The sequence below is a fragment of the Flavobacterium sp. 120 genome, assembly GCF_003633605.1.
GTDB lineage: Bacteria > Bacteroidota > Bacteroidia > Flavobacteriales > Flavobacteriaceae > Flavobacterium > Flavobacterium algoritolerans.
On record NZ_RBKZ01000001.1, the window covers coordinates 322933 to 341064 of the forward strand.

General features: G+C 33.3%; 14 protein-coding genes. 3 read left to right on the forward strand and 11 right to left on the reverse strand.

From position 1 onward, the window contains the following. Window positions 1–87: 87 nt before the first annotated feature. Together C8C87_RS01280 and surE are read right to left on the reverse strand one after the other, a co-directional pair. Window positions 88–360 carry a hypothetical protein gene (locus C8C87_RS01280; protein ID WP_099716204.1) on the reverse strand — a complete coding sequence of 91 codons (273 nt, stop codon included), beginning with the start codon at window positions 358–360 and terminating at the stop codon, window positions 88–90. Beyond that, window positions 353–1132: a 5'/3'-nucleotidase SurE gene (surE, locus tag C8C87_RS01285; RefSeq protein WP_121340856.1), complete on the reverse strand. Its 780-nt coding sequence runs from the start codon at window positions 1130–1132 to the stop codon at window positions 353–355. Before surE ends, C8C87_RS01280 begins: the two co-directional genes overlap by 8 nt. A gap of 209 nt (window positions 1133–1341) precedes the next feature. Here surE and C8C87_RS01290 point away from each other — a divergent pair, with 209 nt between their 5' ends. Together C8C87_RS01290 and C8C87_RS01295 are read left to right on the forward strand one after the other, a co-directional pair. After that, window positions 1342–3519 (forward strand): carboxy terminal-processing peptidase, encoded by a 2178-nt coding sequence (locus C8C87_RS01290; protein ID WP_121343253.1) that lies wholly within the window; start codon window positions 1342–1344, stop codon window positions 3517–3519. Window positions 3520–3723: 204 nt separating this feature from the next. Beyond that, window positions 3724–4572 carry a DNA/RNA non-specific endonuclease gene (locus tag C8C87_RS01295; RefSeq protein WP_121340857.1) on the forward strand — a complete coding sequence of 283 codons (849 nt, stop codon included), beginning with the start codon at window positions 3724–3726 and terminating at the stop codon, window positions 4570–4572. A 115-nt stretch (window positions 4573–4687) separates the two neighbouring features. Here C8C87_RS01295 and rodA read toward each other — a convergent pair whose 3' ends face one another. The 6 genes from rodA to purH all read right to left on the reverse strand — a co-directional run bounded on the left by rodA (window position 4688) and on the right by purH (window position 11910). After that, window positions 4688–5923, reverse strand: coding sequence for a rod shape-determining protein RodA (rodA, locus tag C8C87_RS01300; RefSeq protein WP_099713620.1), 1236 nt, complete (start codon window positions 5921–5923; stop codon window positions 4688–4690). Between the two features lie 5 nt (window positions 5924–5928). Further along, on the reverse strand, window positions 5929–7881 hold the full coding sequence (gene mrdA, locus C8C87_RS01305; protein ID WP_121340858.1) for a penicillin-binding protein 2: 1953 nt from the start codon (window positions 7879–7881) through the stop codon (window positions 5929–5931). Continuing rightward, a complete protein-coding gene (locus tag C8C87_RS15875) occupies window positions 7878–8384 on the reverse strand; it encodes a rod shape-determining protein MreD (RefSeq protein ID WP_121340859.1) in 507 nt (168 codons plus the stop codon). The genes mrdA and C8C87_RS15875 overlap by 4 nt, the downstream gene beginning before the upstream one ends. Continuing rightward, on the reverse strand, window positions 8377–9201 hold the full coding sequence (mreC, locus tag C8C87_RS01315; RefSeq protein WP_099713617.1) for a rod shape-determining protein MreC: 825 nt from the start codon (window positions 9199–9201) through the stop codon (window positions 8377–8379). The genes C8C87_RS15875 and mreC overlap by 8 nt, the downstream gene beginning before the upstream one ends. A gap of 100 nt (window positions 9202–9301) precedes the next feature. Next, window positions 9302–10330 carry a rod shape-determining protein gene (locus tag C8C87_RS01320; RefSeq protein ID WP_035668436.1) on the reverse strand — a complete coding sequence of 343 codons (1029 nt, stop codon included), beginning with the start codon at window positions 10328–10330 and terminating at the stop codon, window positions 9302–9304. A gap of 53 nt (window positions 10331–10383) precedes the next feature. Further along, the gene (purH, locus tag C8C87_RS01325; protein WP_121340860.1) at window positions 10384–11910 is read right to left on the reverse strand and encodes a bifunctional phosphoribosylaminoimidazolecarboxamide formyltransferase/IMP cyclohydrolase; all 1527 of its coding nucleotides are present in this window, start codon (window positions 11908–11910) and stop codon (window positions 10384–10386) included. A 198-nt stretch (window positions 11911–12108) separates the two neighbouring features. On the opposite strand from purH, the gene C8C87_RS01330 reads away from it, so the two are divergent. Further along, complete coding sequence (locus tag C8C87_RS01330; protein ID WP_121340861.1) at window positions 12109–13359, forward strand: ABC transporter permease; 1251 nt, start codon at window positions 12109–12111, stop codon at window positions 13357–13359. 118 nt (window positions 13360–13477) lie between these two features. Here C8C87_RS01330 and accD read toward each other — a convergent pair whose 3' ends face one another. From accD to C8C87_RS01345, 3 genes are all read right to left on the reverse strand, one after another. Further along, window positions 13478–14332 carry an acetyl-CoA carboxylase, carboxyltransferase subunit beta gene (gene accD / locus C8C87_RS01335; protein ID WP_099713614.1) on the reverse strand — a complete coding sequence of 285 codons (855 nt, stop codon included), beginning with the start codon at window positions 14330–14332 and terminating at the stop codon, window positions 13478–13480. A 99-nt stretch (window positions 14333–14431) separates the two neighbouring features. Beyond that, a complete protein-coding gene (fbaA, locus tag C8C87_RS01340) occupies window positions 14432–15499 on the reverse strand; it encodes a class II fructose-bisphosphate aldolase (RefSeq protein ID WP_099713613.1) in 1068 nt (355 codons plus the stop codon). 60 nt (window positions 15500–15559) lie between these two features. Next, window positions 15560–18127 carry a BamA/TamA family outer membrane protein gene (locus C8C87_RS01345; protein WP_121340862.1) on the reverse strand — a complete coding sequence of 856 codons (2568 nt, stop codon included), beginning with the start codon at window positions 18125–18127 and terminating at the stop codon, window positions 15560–15562. Window positions 18128–18132 lie beyond the last annotated feature (5 nt).

An 18132-nucleotide genomic window follows, 5' to 3' on the forward strand; every position in this document is an offset into this window, starting at 1 on the left:
TATAAATTTGGATTTCAAACGTATAAAATCATATTTATTTTTAATAATCTTTTTTTTTAATTTGCAAAGATAAACTAATAACATTTCTTAAATAAACATAGTGAGAATTGCCATAATTATCACGGCTAAAACCACTCCGCGAGCCATTGTTTCTTTGTTTATTTTGAGTAAAACACCAAATGCTACTAGTGTAAGAATAGAACCCAATGTTACGATTTTGCCTAAATTCCCCTGTGATTGCATAATTTGAATTCCAGCAATGAAATTAAATTCCGTAAAAAAAGTTATAAAAATATAACTCCCAAGCAGGGTTGTGGCAAATCCAATTAAAAATCCGATAAACAAGTCTGTTTTATTCATTCCATTTCCAGGTGTTAAGTTGTTGTATCGCATGATGCGCCGTCAAATCAAATTGAACAGGAACAACGGATATGTATCCGTTTTGTAAAGCCCATTCATCAGTGTCTTCGCCTTTGTCTTGGTTTACAAATTCTCCGGCAAGCCAGTAATAATCCCTTCCTTGAGGTGTTTTTCTTTTGTCAAATTTCTCTACCCAAAGCGCTTTCGCTTGACGACAAATTCGGATTCCTTTAATCTCTTTCTCTTCTAATTTTGGAAAGTTCACATTCAAAACAACTCCTTCCGGCAGTCCGTTTTCTAAAACTTCTAAGGATATTTTTCGAATAAAAGATTTTATATTGTCAAAATTGGCATTCCAATCATAATCCAATAAAGAGAAACCAATGGCAGGAATTCCTTCAATACCTGCTTCAATTGCAGCACTCATTGTCCCGGAATAAATCACATTTATGGAAGAATTTGATCCGTGATTGACACCGGAAACACATAAATCCGGTTTTCGCTTCAAAATTTCATTTACTGCAAATTTCACACAATCTACAGGTGTTCCAGAGCAGCTGTATTCTTTAAATGGGTCATTTTCTTTAGAAATTTCATTCAAATATAAAGTGCTGTTTATGGTAATGGCATGACCCATGGCGCTTTGAGGATTGTCAGGCGCTACCACAACGATTTCGCCTATTTCTGCCATAACGGCAATTAATGCTCTAAGTCCCGGAGCCGAAATACCGTCATCATTGGTTATTAAAATTAAAGGTCTGTCTTTTTTCATTGTTTTATATTTCAAAAAGGGATTGATTATTGATAATTTTGAAGACAAATGTAATAACACAGAATGGAATGTGTAAACAAAAGATAAAAATATGTTATGTTGATTCATTTAACTTAAAACAAAAGAACATTTTTATATCTTTAACAAAAATTTATGGAGGCCTAGCCACTGTTGGCATAGTTTTTACCGTAACTTACATTAAAAGATTCATGAATACTATTATTAACTTTATGAAAAGAAATTATAAAATACTTCTTGTAGTTGTATGCCTTTCGGTGACATTATTTGCGTTCAAAATGAATGCGAAACAATCATCCGATCCCGAAAAAGATAAATTGCTTTTAGAGTTATTGACGTTTGTTATTGAGAAAGGGCATTATAGCCCAGCCACAATTGATGATACGTTCTCTAAAGGTATATATAAAGATTATATTGAAGCGTTAGATCCCTCTAAGCGATTCTTTTTGCAATCAGATATTGATGAATTTTCAAAATTTGAAACGCAATTAGACGATCAGCTATTGAATAAGGATTTGACTTTTTTCAATTTGACATACGAGCGTTTAATTAAGCGTATGGAAGAAAGTAAAAAGATTTATAAAGATGTTTTGAGTAAGCCTTTTGATTATTCAGTTGAAGAAAGTTTCAATATTGATTATGAAAAAGCACCTTATTCTAAAAATGTTGCTGAACTTAGTGACAAATGGCGTAAACAAATCAAATTATCTACCCTTTCATCTCTTGTTGACAAACAAAAGTTAGAAGAAGATAAAAAGAAAAATGATGCCACTTATCAAGTTAAATCTTTTGATGCTTTAGAAAAAGAAACTAGAGAAAGTTCTGCAAAATCATTAGATGAGTATTTTGGTTTCATTAAAGATTTAGATAGAAATGACTGGTTTTCAGTGTATGTAAATTCTATAACAGCGCGTTTTGATCCGCATACTAATTATTTAGCAGCAGAGGATAAAGAACGTTTTGATCAAAGTATCAGCGGTAAATTAGAAGGAATTGGAGCTCGTTTGCAAAAGAAAAATGATCTTACCGAGATTTCTGAACTTATTTCTGGTGGTCCAGCTTGGAGAGGAAAACAGTTAGAAGCGGGAGACTTGATCATGAAAGTGGCTCAAGGTAATGGTGAAGCGGTTGATGTTGTAGGGATGCGTTTGGATGATGTTGTGAAGAAAATTAAAGGGCCTAAAGGTTCAGAAGTTCGTCTTACTGTGAAAAAAGTGGACGGAACCATTAAGATTATTTCTATCATCAGAGATATTGTTGAAATAGAAGAAACGTATGCAAAATCCAGTATTGTAAATAAAAATGGACTGAAATACGGAGTGATTTATTTACCAAAATTCTACATTGATTTTGAAAATAAAGACGGAAGAGATGCAGGAAAAGACATTGCCTTGGAAGTTGACCGATTAAAAAAATCTGGTGTAAACGGGATTATTCTTGATGTTCGTGATGATGGTGGTGGGTCTTTGTCTACTGTTGTTGACATCGCGGGATTGTTTATTGAACAAGGTCCAATTGTACAGATTAAATCAGCAGGAAGACAAAAAGAAGTTCTTTATGACAGAGATAAAAAAATTGAATGGGATGGTCCTTTAGTAATTATGGTAAATAGTTTCTCGGCTTCGGCTTCAGAGATTCTGGCTGCAGCAATTCAGGATTATAAAAGAGGAATCATCATTGGAAGTAAGCAAACCTACGGTAAAGGAACAGTTCAAAATGTATATGACTTGAATACTTTTGTGCGCAATAGTGCAGTAGGGGATTTGGGTGCAATAAAGACCACTACACAAAAATTTTATAGAATAAATGGTGGGTCTACTCAACTAGAAGGTGTGCAAAGTGATATTGTTATGCCAGATAGATATGCTTATTTAAAAATGGGCGAACGTGACATTGACAATGCAATGCCTTGGGATAAAATTGATCAGGCAGATTATAGTGTTTGGAATAATAATGCCAACTTTAATCAAGCAATTGCCAATAGTAAAAACAGAATTAGTAAAAATCCACAGTTCCAATTAATTGAGGAAAATGCAAAATGGATTGACAGTAGGAGTGAAGAGAATGTTTATAGCTTGAATATTGACAAATTTAAGATTGCTCAAGCCGAAATTGAAGAGAAAGCTAAAAAATATAAGCCAATCGTAAATTACAAAAACACATTGACATTTACTTCTTTACCTTATGAAGCTGAAGTGATGAGTAAAGATGCTTCTTTAAAAGAAAAAAGAGAAATCTGGCATGAATCTTTAGCTAAAGATATTTATGTAGAAGAGGCAATTAATGTTTTGGACGATTTACAGCCTAAATCAATTTCGAAAAAAGATATTCCTGTTAAAATGAAAAAAAATAAACTAGCGAAATCTTAATAAAGAATTTGTTAGTTCATAAAACATACAAGTATTAGTAACTATTACGCTCCAGAAATTCAATGAGAATTTTTGGAGCGTTTTTAGTTTGAGTAAATTATTGATATTTAAAATAGCTTTCAGATGACTTTTTTAGTCAATTTAGACTGCTTGTTTTGATTTTAAAAATAGAAGAGTTGGGAGAATCCTTATACATAGTTAGCAATGAAAAATAGAAAATTATTCGCGTTGATATTTATTATTCTTTACGGAATCCTTTTTTCTTCCTGTAAAAAGGATTTGGATGCAGGTAATCTGGATGCATCTAATGTAAGAAAGGAAGGAGACTTAATTCAGGTTGTCAGTGCTGAAAATAGTGGTGTAAGTTCAGTGGTGAATTTTGATTTTTTACCCTCATCTACAACCAATCAAGTTGTGCAGCATAAGTATTACACTCTGTCTTATAATGAAGCTCATGAACAGGCAGAATGGGTGGCTTATGAGCTAAAGAAAAACTATATTAAGAATAATAACTTTAAGCGTCCTTTTTTTATTGAGGATGCCAAAGTAAAAACGGGTTCTGCTGATTGGAGAAATTATAAAAAGTCAATATATGATAAAGGGCATCTTTGTCCTGCTGGTGATATGGAGTTTGCTTTAGATGCTTATAACGAAACTTTTTTAACTTCAAATATTTCTCCTCAAGTGCGTAATTTTAATAACGGTGTCTGGAATAGATTAGAACAAAAAGTACGTTATTGGGCTGTAAAATATGATGGAATTTATGTAATTACGGGTGGAGTTTTAGAATCTTCATTAATGACAATAGGTAAAGAGAAGGTTTCGGTTCCTAAGTTTTTTTATAAAATTTTATTGGATAATTCTGGTGGGAACATGAAAATGATTGGTTTCCTAATTCCCAATTCAGAAAGTGATAAACCACTATATAGTTTTGTGGTTTCGGTTGATTATATCGAAAAAATGACCGGAATTAACTTCTTTCCAAAATTGAATGACAACATTGAGAATCAATTGGAAAAAAGGACAGATTATAAAAATTGGAGTTTTAATTAACTCTACTGGGAATAAGAATTTTTAAAGTTTTTGTTTTTGCAAAGAGGTAAGCGTATAAATAATTGAAATAAAACTATATACAAGAATGAAATCTTGATAATTAAGGCCTATTTAATTACCACTCGTTTACTTTATTGGCATCCATTTTTATAAATATAAACAACAATATTGTAAAGCCCCAAAGTCCCGAACCTCCGTAAGAAAAGAAAGGAAGCGGAACCCCGATTGTTGGGAAAATACCAACTACCATCGCTATATTTACAAAGAAATGTGTAAATAAAACCCCTGCAACGCAATATCCATATACCCTGCTGAATTTTGTTTTTTGTCTTTCTGCCAAGTATATTATTCTAAGAAATAAACCTGCAAAAAGAGCGATAACTACTAAGGAACCAACAAATCCCCATTCTTCACCCACTGTTGTGAATATATAATCTGTATGTTGCTCAGGAACAAATCCGCCTTTGGTTTGTGTTCCTTCAAGAAACCCTTTTCCAAACCAACCTCCAGAACCAATGGCTATTTCGGATTGATTGGTGTTATAACCGATTCCTTTCAGATCGACTGTTTTGCCTAAAAGTATGTTAAAACGATCCCTGTGATGTTGTTTAAATACATTTTCAAAAACATAGTTTACAGACAGTACAAATCCAGAAATAACCACTAAAAGGATGCTGCTCAGAACAATATTTCTATCGGCTAATCTTGATTTTAAATGAACTAATATTAATGTAACTAATGCTATAAGAATTACATATTGTGGCTCTAATATCAGTGTTAGCACAAATAATAGGATGGTAATAAATCCTGTCCAAACATACCATGACGGTAGCCCTTCGCGGTATAAAACTATGATGAATATGCTGTATATTAAAGCACTTCCGGGATCAGGTTGCGGAAGTATCAGGATGACGGGCAAAAGAATTATTGCAAGAGCTTGTACCTGCCTATTGACTTCTTTTAAATTGATCTGGGTGTCACTTAAATATTTGGCTAATGCTAAAGCCGTAGCCGCTTTTGCAAATTCAGAAGGTTGAATCGTGAAACTGCCTATTGCATACCAACAACGTTGACCCGCTATTGTTTTACCAAATAAAAACAATCCGGCTAATGTAAGTAAGGAAATTCCAAAAATGATACTTGCATATTTTTCATAAAACTTACCGTCAACAGAAAGCACAATGAAAATTAACGGGATAGTCAATATAATGAATATAAGCTGTTTCTCATGAGTGTCCTCCATTGATGAGAGCGAAGACGAATAGATATTTAGCCAACCCAAAATAACTAATGAAACATAGATTATTATGCTTATCCAGTCAATGTTATTTGTTATGCTTTGGTTTTTCATCTGAATTAAATAGCTTGTTTATTCGATTTTGTGGTATCTGTTTTTGCTTTCACTGTTGGAATAGTTGTTTTCTTTTTTAGAAGAGAATCGTTAATTCTTAATTGTAATTTTACGGCTTCTGACAGTCCTCCTAATTTAGCATATCGACTTTGTAAACTTGTTGCAAGAATTCTTTTTTCCAGGTCTACTCTGGTGATTTTTTGTCTTAAATATTTTTCTATCATCAAACTGGCAATTGGTCCAGCTATAGTTGCTCCATATCCACCATTTTCAACCATAACTGCAATTGCAATTTTGGGATTGTCTTTTGGTGCAAAAGCTACAAATATTGAATGGTCTTCCATTTTTACGCGTACTCCTCCAATTTTAGCAAAATTTTCTGCTGTTCCAGTCTTACCACAAATATCAATTCCTTCCACTCGTAGGGATCTTGCTGTTCCTAAGTTGTAAACATCAAATAAACCGCTGATAATTGGTTTGAAATGTTTTTTATCAATTGTGGTTACATGTTTGGTAGTGAATTTTTCGTCAATTTTGTGACCTTCAATTTTCTTGATGATATGAGGCGTATAATAATGACCTTCGTTAGCTATTGTTGCCATCATATTCGCCAGCTGAATAGGAGTCATTAGAACTTCACCTTGTCCAATTGAATTAGAAACAATAGTGGTACTTCTCCAACCACCGTTAGGATAAATGCGTTTGTATGTTTTTGAATCGGGTACGTTTCCTTTTTTACCGGTTGGTAAATCATATCCCATGAATTGTCCAAGACCAAAACTTTTCACGTGTTTGCTCCAAATATCAACCGCTTGTGCAGGTTTTGAATATTTATTTATGGTCTTCATGTAAGCCGTTGCAAAATAGGAGTTGCAAGATTCAAAGATACCTCGGTGTAATTGAAGTGCGCCTCCATGACAGTGACATCCCATAAAACGTCCTCTTGCATAGCTAAAACCTCGATTGCAAAAAACAGTAGTATTGTCATCAATTACTCCTTCTTGTAATGCTACAAGTCCAGTTAAAATCTTGAATGGAGATCCTGGTGGATATTCAGCCAGTAAACCTCTGTCATAAAGTGGTTTTGCTATTGAATCGCGATATAATTCAGTATAATTCTTAGATCGTTGTCTTCCTACTAATATTCCGGGGTCATACGATGGAGCAGTTACAAGCGCCAATATTTCACCGGTACTAGGTTCAATTGCTACAATTCCACCTCGTTTATTAATCATTAATTCCTCTCCATATTTTTGAATTTCAGCATCTATGGTCAGATTTATGTCTTCTCCTTGAACAGCGATAGTGTCGTATTTCCCATCTTTATAAGAACCTATTTCCCTGTTGTATTTGTCTTTTTGAATGTATTTTACACCTTTCACTCCGCGTAAAAGATCTTCGTAGCTTTCTTCAACTCCTTGTTTTCCAATTAAGTCACCGCTATTATAATACGGATTTTTGGCAACTAGTTTTTCATTTACCTGAGTGATGAATCCAAAAATATTGGCTCCAAAATCTACTTCATAATCACGAAGGGAACGTTTTTGAAAATAAAAACCTTCATATTTTCTTATTTTTTCTTGAAACGCAGCAAATTCACTTTTGTTCAATTGAGATAAAAAAACAGATGGCAAGCGCGGACTGTATACTGTAGCTTTTTCAATTTTTTTAATGAAATCTTCTTTTGTAATATTCAATAATTGACAAAATTCTAAAGTATCAGTATTTTTGACTTCTCTAGGAATCACCATGATGTCATAAGATGCTTGGTTAGCAACTAATAACTTTCCTTTTCTATCATACATATATCCTCTTTCAGGATATTCATACTTTTTTTTAATGGCATTGTTTTCAGACTTTAGTTTTAAAGTGTCGTCAACAATCTGCAAATAAAAGATACGCATTACAAGCAAAGATGTAGCTATAATGATTAAAGAAGGCAACAAGACTTTTCTCATCTTTTGTTCGGCTTAATAAGATATATTATGATAATGCAAATAATGATTGTGAATACAGTACTTAATAATGTTCTAATTAGTATATCAAAAATAAAGCTAAACTGGAATGCTTCCAGTAAAAATAACGTAAAATGGTGTATAACAACAGAAAGTAATATGAAAGAGAACCTTTCAGGTGTCAAAACGTCATTTAATTTTACAGTTTGATATTCATAACTTAGACCAAAAGCAAATTTAAAAATAGCGGGTCTAAAATAGGCTAGAACTAAACATGCAGTGGCATGTATTCCGCCTGAATTGCTAAACATATCCATAATAAGTCCAAGTAAGAAACTCGCCACTACAAGGCCAGATTTGTTTCCGTTTACAGGGTAAAGTATTATGAACAATATATAAGGGAAAGGGCTTATATAACCCAAAAAATTCATATTGTTGAATATGATAATTTGAACTGCCAATAACAGAATAAATCGAAAAATATTGACTAACAATGCGCTATTCATCCTTTTCTCTTTTTTCTAAATTAATGATTTCTTCACGATCTTTCCTTTTTATGATATAGACATGACCTAAGTTTGTCATGTCGTTGAATAGTCTGACGTTTATTTTATAATAATTAGTTTCTTCTTCAGTATAGATATTTTCAATAGTACCTATTCCTATATTTTCTGGAAAAATTACAGATTGTCCGCCAGTTACGATTGTATCGCCTTTTCTTATCGCTGCTAATCTAGGAACATCTACCAATTGAACAAATCCAGTACTTTTTCCGTCCCAAACAAGTGATCCAAAGTGATTTGACTTTTTGATTTTGGCATTGATTTGAGATTTTTTATTCAGAATACTGATGACTGTAGAATATTTTGGCGATGTATTCTCTATGATTCCAACAATTCCTAAACTGTTAATTACCCCCATATCTGGTTTTACACCTTGCAATTCTCCTGAATTCAAGGTTAAGTAATTTTCATGGACATTATAGGAGTTGTGTATTACTTTGGAAACAACAATGTCGTCTGGTTTTACCCCTTTAATACTGTCTAGTTTTTTTATTGCAGTAGTATCTTTACGATTGAATAGAAGGCTTCTTAGCTTTGCATTTTCAAGAGCAAGTGCATCATTTTGAGTTTTTAAATTCAAGTATTCGTTAAGGTTATTCACTTTTTCGTACACTCCGCCACTTAAAAAGTTTGCGGAACTAATTATTTTGCTTCTGTGGAAAGAATGGGATTGGATAGTTAGCGATAACGAGATACCCAAAAGCAGCAAAAACAGTAATCTATTACTGTTTTTAAAAATAAAATTAAATATTTGCTGCATTTCTTAACGGTATAATGTAAATAACTGTATGTCTTTTTTTGTAATCTAATTGTTGTAAATTGACTTGTGCTTGAAGGCTTGCAAGTGTAACAAAAACGAATTACTTAATCAAAATGCTTTTAAATTTTGTAATGTTTTTAAGTGCCATACCAGTTCCTCTAACAACTGCTCTTAATGGGTCTTCTGCAATGTAAACAGGTAAATCCGTTTTTTGCGAAATCCTTTTATCAAGCCCTCTTAACATAGATCCTCCACCTGCAAGATAAATTCCTGTGTTGTAAATATCGGCTGCTAATTCAGGAGGTGTTTGTGATAAAGTTTCCATTACTGCATCTTCAATTCGTTGGATTGATTTGTCTAATGCTTTCGCAATTTCTCTATAAGAAACTTCTACTTGTTTTGGTTTACCGGTAAGTAAATCTCTACCTTGAACAGACATGTCTTCTGGAGGAGTTTCTAAATCTTCGATAGCGGCACCAATTTGAATTTTGATTTTTTCAGCGGTACTTTCTCCAACAAAAAGATTGTGTTGTGTACGCATGTAATAAACGATGTCATTTGTAAATACATCACCAGCAATTTTTACTGATTTATCACATACAATTCCGCCTAATGCAATAACTGCAATTTCAGTTGTTCCACCACCTATATCAACAATCATGTTTCCTTTTGGTTGCATGATGTCTATTCCAATACCTATTGCTGCTGCCATAGGTTCATGTATCAAATAAACTTCTTTACCATTTACTCTTTCGCATGATTCTTTTACGGCTCTCATTTCCACTTCAGTAATTCCTGAAGGAATACAAACAACCATTCTTAATGCGGGAGTAAACATTCTTTTTTTCAATGCCGGTATGCTTTTTATAAACATACTGATCATTTTTTCTGAAGCATCAAAATCAGCAATTACACCATCTTTCAAAGGTCTTATCGTTTTAATGTTTTCATGTGTTTTTCCCTGCATCATGTTGGCTTCTTTACCAACAGCGATGATTTTGCCTGAAACTCTATCACGAGCAACTATCGAAGGGCTGTCTATGACAACTTTATCATTATGGATGATTAAAGTGTTGGCGGTACCAAGGTCTATCGCAATATCCTCGGTCATGAAATCAAAAAATCCCATAAGTTTTTTAAGGGTTAAAAGTTATAAATTTGTGACGGGCAAAGTTAAACAAATTAATGTTTAAAATGACGAGTTCCTGTAAATACCATTGCAACTTTATTTTCATTACAATAATTAATACTCAATTCGTCTTTTATAGATCCTCCTGGCTGAATTACAGCAGTTATTCCGGCTTCTTTAGCGATTTCTACACAATCTGGAAAAGGGAAAAACGCGTCGCTTGCCATTACTGCACCATGCAAATCAAAGTGAAAATTATTCGCTTTTTCTATTGCTTGTTGCAAGGCATCAACTCTTGATGTCTGTCCTGTACCTGACGCAATAAGTGTACCGTTTTTTGCAAAAACAATTGTGTTTGATTTTGTGTTTTTACAAATTTTAGAAGCAAAAATTAAATCCTGAATTTCTTGTTCAGTAGGTTCAGTTATAGTAACGGTTCTTAAGTCTTCTTTATTGTCGGTTATGTTGTTTCTTTCCTGAACTAAAATTCCGTTTAAGCAAGTACGAACTTGTTTTTGTGGTAATTCTACTTCGTTTTGGATTAATATAATTCGGTTTTTCTTTTCTTGTAAAATTGCAATGGCTTCAGTATCATATTCTGGAGCAATTACAACTTCGCAAAACAATTTGTTTATTTCTGAAGCAGTAGCAACATCAATTTTTGTATTCGAAATTAAAACACCCCCAAAAGCTGAAGTAGGATCGCAGGCCAAAGCCGCAAGATACGCTTCACTAATGGTAGTTCTTGACGCTAAACCACAGGCATTATTGTGTTTTAATATAGCAAATGTAGGGCCGTCATTTTTGAATTCATTAATCAAATTTACGGCAGCATCTACATCTAATAAATTATTGTAAGACAATTCTTTTCCGTGAACTTTGTTGAACATTGCGTCAAAATCCCCGAAGAAAAATCCTTTTTGATGTGGGTTTTCACCGTATCTTAAAACTTGACCGTTAGCAATGCTTTGTTTGTATATTGTTTCGTCAGTGTTGAAATAATTGAAAATTGCAGTGTCATAATGAGATGAAACATGAAATGCTTTTGTAGCCAATAATTTTCTGTCTTCTAATGTAGTCGCACCGTTTTGTTCTGTTATTAAATCCAAAAGTAAACTGTATTGATCAACCGAAGCCACAATTACTGTATCCTTGAAGTTTTTTGCGGCAGCACGTATCAAAGAAATACCACCAATATCTATTTTTTCAATAATATCTGATTCACTAGCTCCGGAAGCTACTGTTTTTTCAAAAGGATATAAGTCAACAATTACTAAATCTATTTGTGGAATGTTGAACTCTATCATTTGTTGTACATCACTCTCGTTGTCTTGTCGGTTTAAGATTCCTCCAAAAACTTTTGGGTGTAATGTTTTTACTCTGCCACCCAAAATAGAAGGGTAGGAAGTAACATCTTCAACAGGAATTACAGGTATTCCTAAATTTTTTATAAAATCCTCAGTCCCTCCAGTAGAATAAAGTGTAACATTTTGACTGTTTAGTTGTCTTACTATAGGTTCTAATCCTTCTTTTGAAAAGACAGAGATTAATGCAGATTGAATTGTTTTTGTTGTGTTCATTATGTAGTTATAGTTATAAAGTGCAAAAATAGTTTTTTAATGTGAAAATTAAGCCATTTGAAAATGAGATAATGTGTAATTTTTACTCCTATTTCATTGGCAAAGGTAAAATAATTGATTCACACGGCAACGAATGCATTTTTCATTAGGTTTTTGATTAATATTTATGGAATTTTACTTTAATACAAAAAAGATTTTATGCTAGTTTACCTTCGATTATTAAAAGAGAGTTTGGGATTTGCAATGAATGCATTGCGAAACAACAAGTTAAGAACATTGCTTTCTTTGTTAGGAGTTACTATTGGAATTTTTTCGATTATAGCCGTGCTTGCTGCTGTTGACTCTTTGGACAGAAAAATTACAAAAGACTTGAGTAGTTTAGATAAAAATACGATTTATCTAATGAAATTTTCTTTTGGACCTTCAGAGATTCCACAATGGAAAAGAGAGCAATTTCCTAATGTGAAGTACGACGAGTACAATTTCATGAAAGGGGCTATGACTAATACGGACCAGATGGCATATCAAATATTTACTCGAAGAGAGACTATTAAATATGAATCGAAAACAGTAAGTGACATCAATATTGTTCCTGTTTCACATGAATTTATAGATATTCAAGGCCTTGAATTTGATAAAGGGAGGTTTTATAATGAATCTGAAGCTAATTCTGGTGCAACAGTTATTGTTTTGGGAAATGAAATTGCAAAATCCTTATTTGAAGAGTCTGAGCCTATCGGGAAAAATGTTCGTTTGTATGGCAAGCGTTTTACGGTTATTGGTGTCATCAAAAAAGAAGGTTCAGGTTTGTTTGGAGACAGTAATGATACATCAGCGTATATTCCAGTAAATTTTGTTCGTCAGTTGTATGGAGACAACAATACTTCCTTGACTAATGTTATTATTTTTAAACCAGAAAAAGGCGTGGATATGGATGCCTATAAAAGCGAAATATCTCAAAAACTAAGAAGTTTTAGAGGTTTGAAAGCAGGTGAAATTGACAATTTTTTTATTAATGTATTTTCTGGTTTTACGGATCTTATAGATGGGATTTTAGGACAAATGAATGTTGTAGGCTGGATAATTAGTGGTTTTTCGTTACTGGTAGGAGGTTTTGGGATTGCCAATATTATGTTTGTTTCAGTGAAAGAACGAACTAATTTGATTGGAATTCAGAAATCATTAGGAGCCAAAAACAGATTTATACTATTTCAGTTTTTGTTTGAAGCCATAATACTTTCAGTGATTGGCGGAATGATTGGACTTTTTCTGGTTTGGATAATTTCTGTAATCTTGACAAAAGCATTAGATTTCGAATTTGTTTTAAGCGCTGGTAATATTATGCTGGGAACTGGATTAGCTGCTGTAATTGGATTGATATCCGGAATACTTCCTGCCATTTCTGCTTCGAAACTAGATCCTGTGGAAGCGATTAGAACAGGAATGTAAATTATATGAACTTTATTAAAGAAATAAAAAAAACAGCTTTCAGATAATTTTGAAAGCTGTTTTTATTTGTAGTGAAATAGTTAAAAAATAAAAAATCCCGATTGCTCGGGATTTTCATTTATCTAATAGTATTGTTTTGAATCAAATCGATATACAAGTTGATCTTGTCTTTCAATTCTTTTCTAGGTGTAATAAAGTCTAAGAAGCCATGTTCAAGTAAGAACTCAGCAGTCTGGAAACCTTCCGGTAAATCTTTACCTGTTGTGTCTCTTACAACTCTTGGTCCGGCAAAGCCAATTAATGCGCCTGGTTCAGAAATATTAATATCTCCCAACATGGCGTAAGAAGCAGTTGTTCCTCCAGTTGTTGGATCCGTACATAACGAAATGTAAGGCAATTTTGCTTCGGCAAGTTGAGCCAGTTTTACTGATGTTTTTGCTAATTGCATTAATGAATATGCAGCTTCCATCATTCTTGCTCCACCTGATTTTGAAATCATTACAAAAGGCAGTTTGTTTTTGATGGCGTGATCGATTCCTCTTGCGATTTTTTCTCCCACTACAGCTCCCATAGAACCTCCGATAAAGGCAAAATCCATACAGCAGATAACAACATCTTTTCCTTTTGATTTACCAACTCCGGTACGCACTGCATCTTTAAGTTTGGTTTTTTCCATAACATCTTTCAAACGATCTGCATATTTTTTTGTGTCAACAAAATGCAAAGGATCTTTAGAAGTCATGTTTTTATCTAATTCAACAAATTCATTGTTGTCAAATAAAATTTGAAAATATTCTGTACTTCCAATTCTAACGTGAAAACCATCTTCGGGACTTACAAATAAGTTACGAGCTAGTTCATCGGCATCAATAATTTTTCCAGTTGGAGATTTGTACCAAAGTCCTTTTGGAATGTCCATTTTGTCTTCGGTAGCAGTAGTAATCCCTTTTTCTTTTCTTTTAAACCAAGCCATTTTTCTAGTATTCAGTGTTCAGTAATCAGTTCCTGTAATTTATGGTTTAGATTTCAAATCCCGATAGTTACATCGGGATTTGGAATTAAACTTAATCTATTATAGTGTATTTACGTTGTTCAAGTCAGCAAATGCTTGCTCAAGTCTTGCGTTGAAAGTAACTTCACTTTCACGCAACCATTTTCTTGGATCGTAATATTTTTTGTTTGGAGCATCAGAACCTTCTGGGTTTCCAATTTGAGTTTTCAAATAATCGATGTTTTTTACCATGTAATCACGAATACCTTCCGTAAAAGCAAATTGTAAATCAGTATCGATATTCATTTTTATTACTCCGTAGCTTATTCCTTCTCTGATTTCTTCTAATGTAGAACCTGAACCACCGTGGAAAACGAAGTCTACCGGGTTGTGTCCTGTATTGAATTTATTTTGAACAAAATCTTGAGAATTTTTTAAGATTTTTGGAGTCAATTTTACATTTCCTGGTTTGTAAACTCCATGTACGTTTCCAAAAGCAGCTGCAATTGTAAATTTAGGGCTCACTTTAGAAAGTTCTTCGTATGCGTAAGCAACTTCTTCAGGTTGTGTGTATAATTTAGAACTATCAACATCAGAGTTGTCAACACCATCTTCTTCACCACCTGTAATTCCAAGTTCGATTTCAAGTGTCATTCCCATTTTGCTCATTCTTTCTAAATATCCTTTGCAAATTTCGATGTTTTCTTCGATAGGCTCCTCAGATAAGTCAATCATGTGAGAAGAAAATAATGGTTTTCCAGTTTCAGCAAAATGTTTTTCTGAAGCATCTAATAAACCGTCAATCCAAGGCAATAATTTTTTTGCACAGTGGTCAGTATGTAAAATTACGGTTGCTCCGTAAGCTTCCGCCAAAGTATGAATGTGTAATGCACCAGCAATTCCACCAGCGATTGCTGCTTTTTCACCTGCATTAGAAAGTCCTTTTCCTGCATTAAATTGTGCTCCTCCATTAGAGAATTGAATGATAACCGGAGCATTAAGTTTTGCTGCAGTTTCAAGTACACCATTGATCGTATTTGATCCCGTAACATTTACTGCCGGAAGTGCAAATCCTTTTTCTTTAGCATAATTAAAAATTTCCTGAACCTGATCTCCTGTAGCTACGCCTGGTTTTATGTTGTGTGCCATTGTAATTTTTTTAGTTATTTTATTTAGTTTTTAGTTTGCAAAAATAAGAATTAATTAGCATTAGAACGGATAATTTATTCCAAAATTTAAAACGGAGTTAGCAAAATTGTATTCTCTAAACCATCTTTTGTTGGTTTCATTGGCTGGATTGTAGGTTTTAAATCCTAAATCAAAACGAATTACAAAAAAACTCAGGTCGTATCTAAGCCCAAATCCAGTGCCTAATGCGATATCTTTTAAGTCCTTAAATTGTGTAAATGTCGATTTCTCATCCTCTACATTGTCCAATACGTTCCAAATATTTCCTGCATCGGCAAAAAGTGCTCCTTTTAAACTGCCTAATATCTTAAAGCGATACTCTCCGCTAATGGCAATTTTCATATTTGCCTCATTAAAATCGTCTAATGCGCCACTGCTGCCCGGTCCTAAACCATACGGTTGCCATGCTCTGTTGTCATTTGATCCTCCTGAAAAATAACTTCTTGAAAAAGGAATGTAGTCTGAATTTCCAAATGGAATGGCTATCCCGAAAAACGATCGGAATGCAAATATTTTTTCTTTGGATAGATCCCAATGTTTTATGTAATCAAATTCTGTTTTTATGTATTCTGAATATTCTAAATTGAATATTTCATAGTTGCCAGTTGAGTTTTTCTTTTGATTTGTTGTTGCTGCAAAAGCAGATAAAATGGTTCCTGCCGATTCTATTTTTGTTTTAAAAAGATAAAAAGTATTGTCTGTTAAATCTTTTTTGGTTGTTTTTGAGAAAGTGAAACTGGTTGCCAAAATAAAGTCATTTTCCGTAAGCCTAAGTCTTCGCTCTTCAATGCTTTTTACAGACTGAAAATCTTCGGCTTCTAGTGGCTTCAAAAAGTTGGCGTTGCCCGTGAGCACATCATTAGTAAAGCCAGCGGTTCCTTCTTCAATAAGCAAATCTTTATCAATGTCATTGTTATAATAGGATGGATTTGTGTTGTATTCTTTGCTGATTTCATTCAAAGCATTGTAAGAAGAACCGTAAACATTAAAGTAATTCTGTTGATTTAGGTTTCGCACAAACTGAGTGTTGAACAAATCAAATCTGGCGGTATTGTTTCTTTTTGGAGTCCAATTATAGGATAATGCTCCTGTAAAATTCTCTTTGTCTAGACCAATATTTTGTTGTTTTGCAAAACCCATTGTGATTAGTGTAGATGGAATCATGCTTTTAGGAATGATTTTTTCAGTGCTGAAAGGCATGAAAATCCTTGGAATGTTAAGCTTTAAATCCAAACCATATTCAGATACATTGAAGAAATTATTCTTTGGATTCGCTAAATCCTTTGAAGATCCAATATTGCCACGCACAGCTAATTCCAGTGTTTCGGCTCCGTTGAAAACATTTCGAATTGTTTCAGAAACACTTAAGCCCACACCAAAATCCTGTATGTTAGAATGAGTAACATCTAATGTTGTCCCAAAACTATATTTTTTTCGGGGGGTCAAATACACTTTTGCAATCAATGATTGTGCAGTGGAATCTCTTGGGTCAACTTCATATTGTATTGAGGGATAGTTGAAAATTTTAAGATTGTTTAAATACCGAGTTGTCAAGACGGTTTTATAATCGGCAAATAATCCTCCTTTTGTAATGAAGATAGCATTGGTAATTGCTCGTGGCTTGTATCTTAATTTGTTCTGACTGTATAGATTAAAGTTCTTGTAAGTAGTGCTGTCTGTAATTTTTATACTGTTATTGCTTGGGGAATAATCAGTGTAAATATTTACATCACTTATTTTGTATATTTTAAAAGGTTCTGTTCGGGTTGAATCACCATTTTGATATGAATAATTATTAATCATCAGGTTTATATTTGCCTGATTAACTTTTTTAATGGTGTCTATGTCAAAAGTTACATAATTAGGTTGAAAATAATATACTCCGTTGTTCCTGAAATGAGTGGTGATTCTGTTTTTTTCATTCTCAAAATCTTCTGTTTTATATTGATTTCCGGATTTGATAAATGTGTTTGACTTGTTGCTCTCATATAAAGAATCTAAAGCCGGAGTTAAAATAGTAGTTCTCAAGGAATCTAAAAAATAAGCATTTCCAGGAGTAATGGCGTATTTTATCTTGCCCTTTTTGATACTCAAAGTGTCTATTTTGTAATTGGCATTGACATTAAAAAAACCATTGTTGAAGTAGTAGTATTTCAAACGCAACAAAGATTTGTCCGCTCTGTCTTTATCGATAATTACGGGAGGTTCTCCAGTTTTTTTTAAGAAATCATGGATCCCGTGATACCAGAACGATTTTCCAAGTCGATTAACTTGTTTTTCAGAGAGCCATTTTGATTTTCTTCTAAATTTTTCCGGATTATTTGTAAACTTGGCTTGATAGGTTGAATCTGGATTTAGGTTGGCAAGATTGTAAAGATTCAATCTTAAACGGTATCCAAGTAAGGTACTGTTTGGTTTTTGATACAGTTGATTAAAAACATTTTCATCCTTAATTGTTTTGTCATTTACAGTAATTTCGTTTTTTGTAAGCAGAAGTTTTCCATCCGGAACTCTTTTTACAGCGTTACAAGCGCAAATTAGTATTGCAATTAGAATAAATGCAGTTATTTTTGTGGAAGTTTTTTTCAAGTGTT

Excerpts from the sequence above, each read along its gene's own strand:
- C8C87_RS01280 (WP_099716204.1), bottom strand. The coding sequence starts at position 360 with ATGAATAAAACAGACTTGTTTATCGGATTTTTAATTGGATTTGCCACA.
- surE (WP_121340856.1), bottom strand. The coding sequence starts at position 1,132 with ATGAAAAAAGACAGACCTTTAATTTTAATAACCAATGATGACGGTATT.
- C8C87_RS01290 (WP_121343253.1), top strand. The coding sequence starts at position 1,342 with ATGAATACTATTATTAACTTTATGAAAAGAAATTATAAAATACTTCTT.
- C8C87_RS01295 (WP_121340857.1), top strand. The coding sequence starts at position 3,724 with ATGAAAAATAGAAAATTATTCGCGTTGATATTTATTATTCTTTACGGA.
- rodA (WP_099713620.1), bottom strand. The coding sequence starts at position 5,923 with ATGAAAAACCAAAGCATAACAAATAACATTGACTGGATAAGCATAATA.
- mrdA (WP_121340858.1), bottom strand. The coding sequence starts at position 7,881 with ATGAGAAAAGTCTTGTTGCCTTCTTTAATCATTATAGCTACATCTTTG.
- C8C87_RS15875 (WP_121340859.1), bottom strand. The coding sequence starts at position 8,384 with ATGAATAGCGCATTGTTAGTCAATATTTTTCGATTTATTCTGTTATTG.
- mreC (WP_099713617.1), bottom strand. The coding sequence starts at position 9,201 with ATGCAGCAAATATTTAATTTTATTTTTAAAAACAGTAATAGATTACTG.
- C8C87_RS01320 (WP_035668436.1), bottom strand. The coding sequence starts at position 10,330 with ATGGGATTTTTTGATTTCATGACCGAGGATATTGCGATAGACCTTGGT.
- purH (WP_121340860.1), bottom strand. The coding sequence starts at position 11,910 with ATGAACACAACAAAAACAATTCAATCTGCATTAATCTCTGTCTTTTCA.
- C8C87_RS01330 (WP_121340861.1), top strand. The coding sequence starts at position 12,109 with ATGCTAGTTTACCTTCGATTATTAAAAGAGAGTTTGGGATTTGCAATG.
- accD (WP_099713614.1), bottom strand. The coding sequence starts at position 14,332 with ATGGCTTGGTTTAAAAGAAAAGAAAAAGGGATTACTACTGCTACCGAA.
- fbaA (WP_099713613.1), bottom strand. The coding sequence starts at position 15,499 with ATGGCACACAACATAAAACCAGGCGTAGCTACAGGAGATCAGGTTCAG.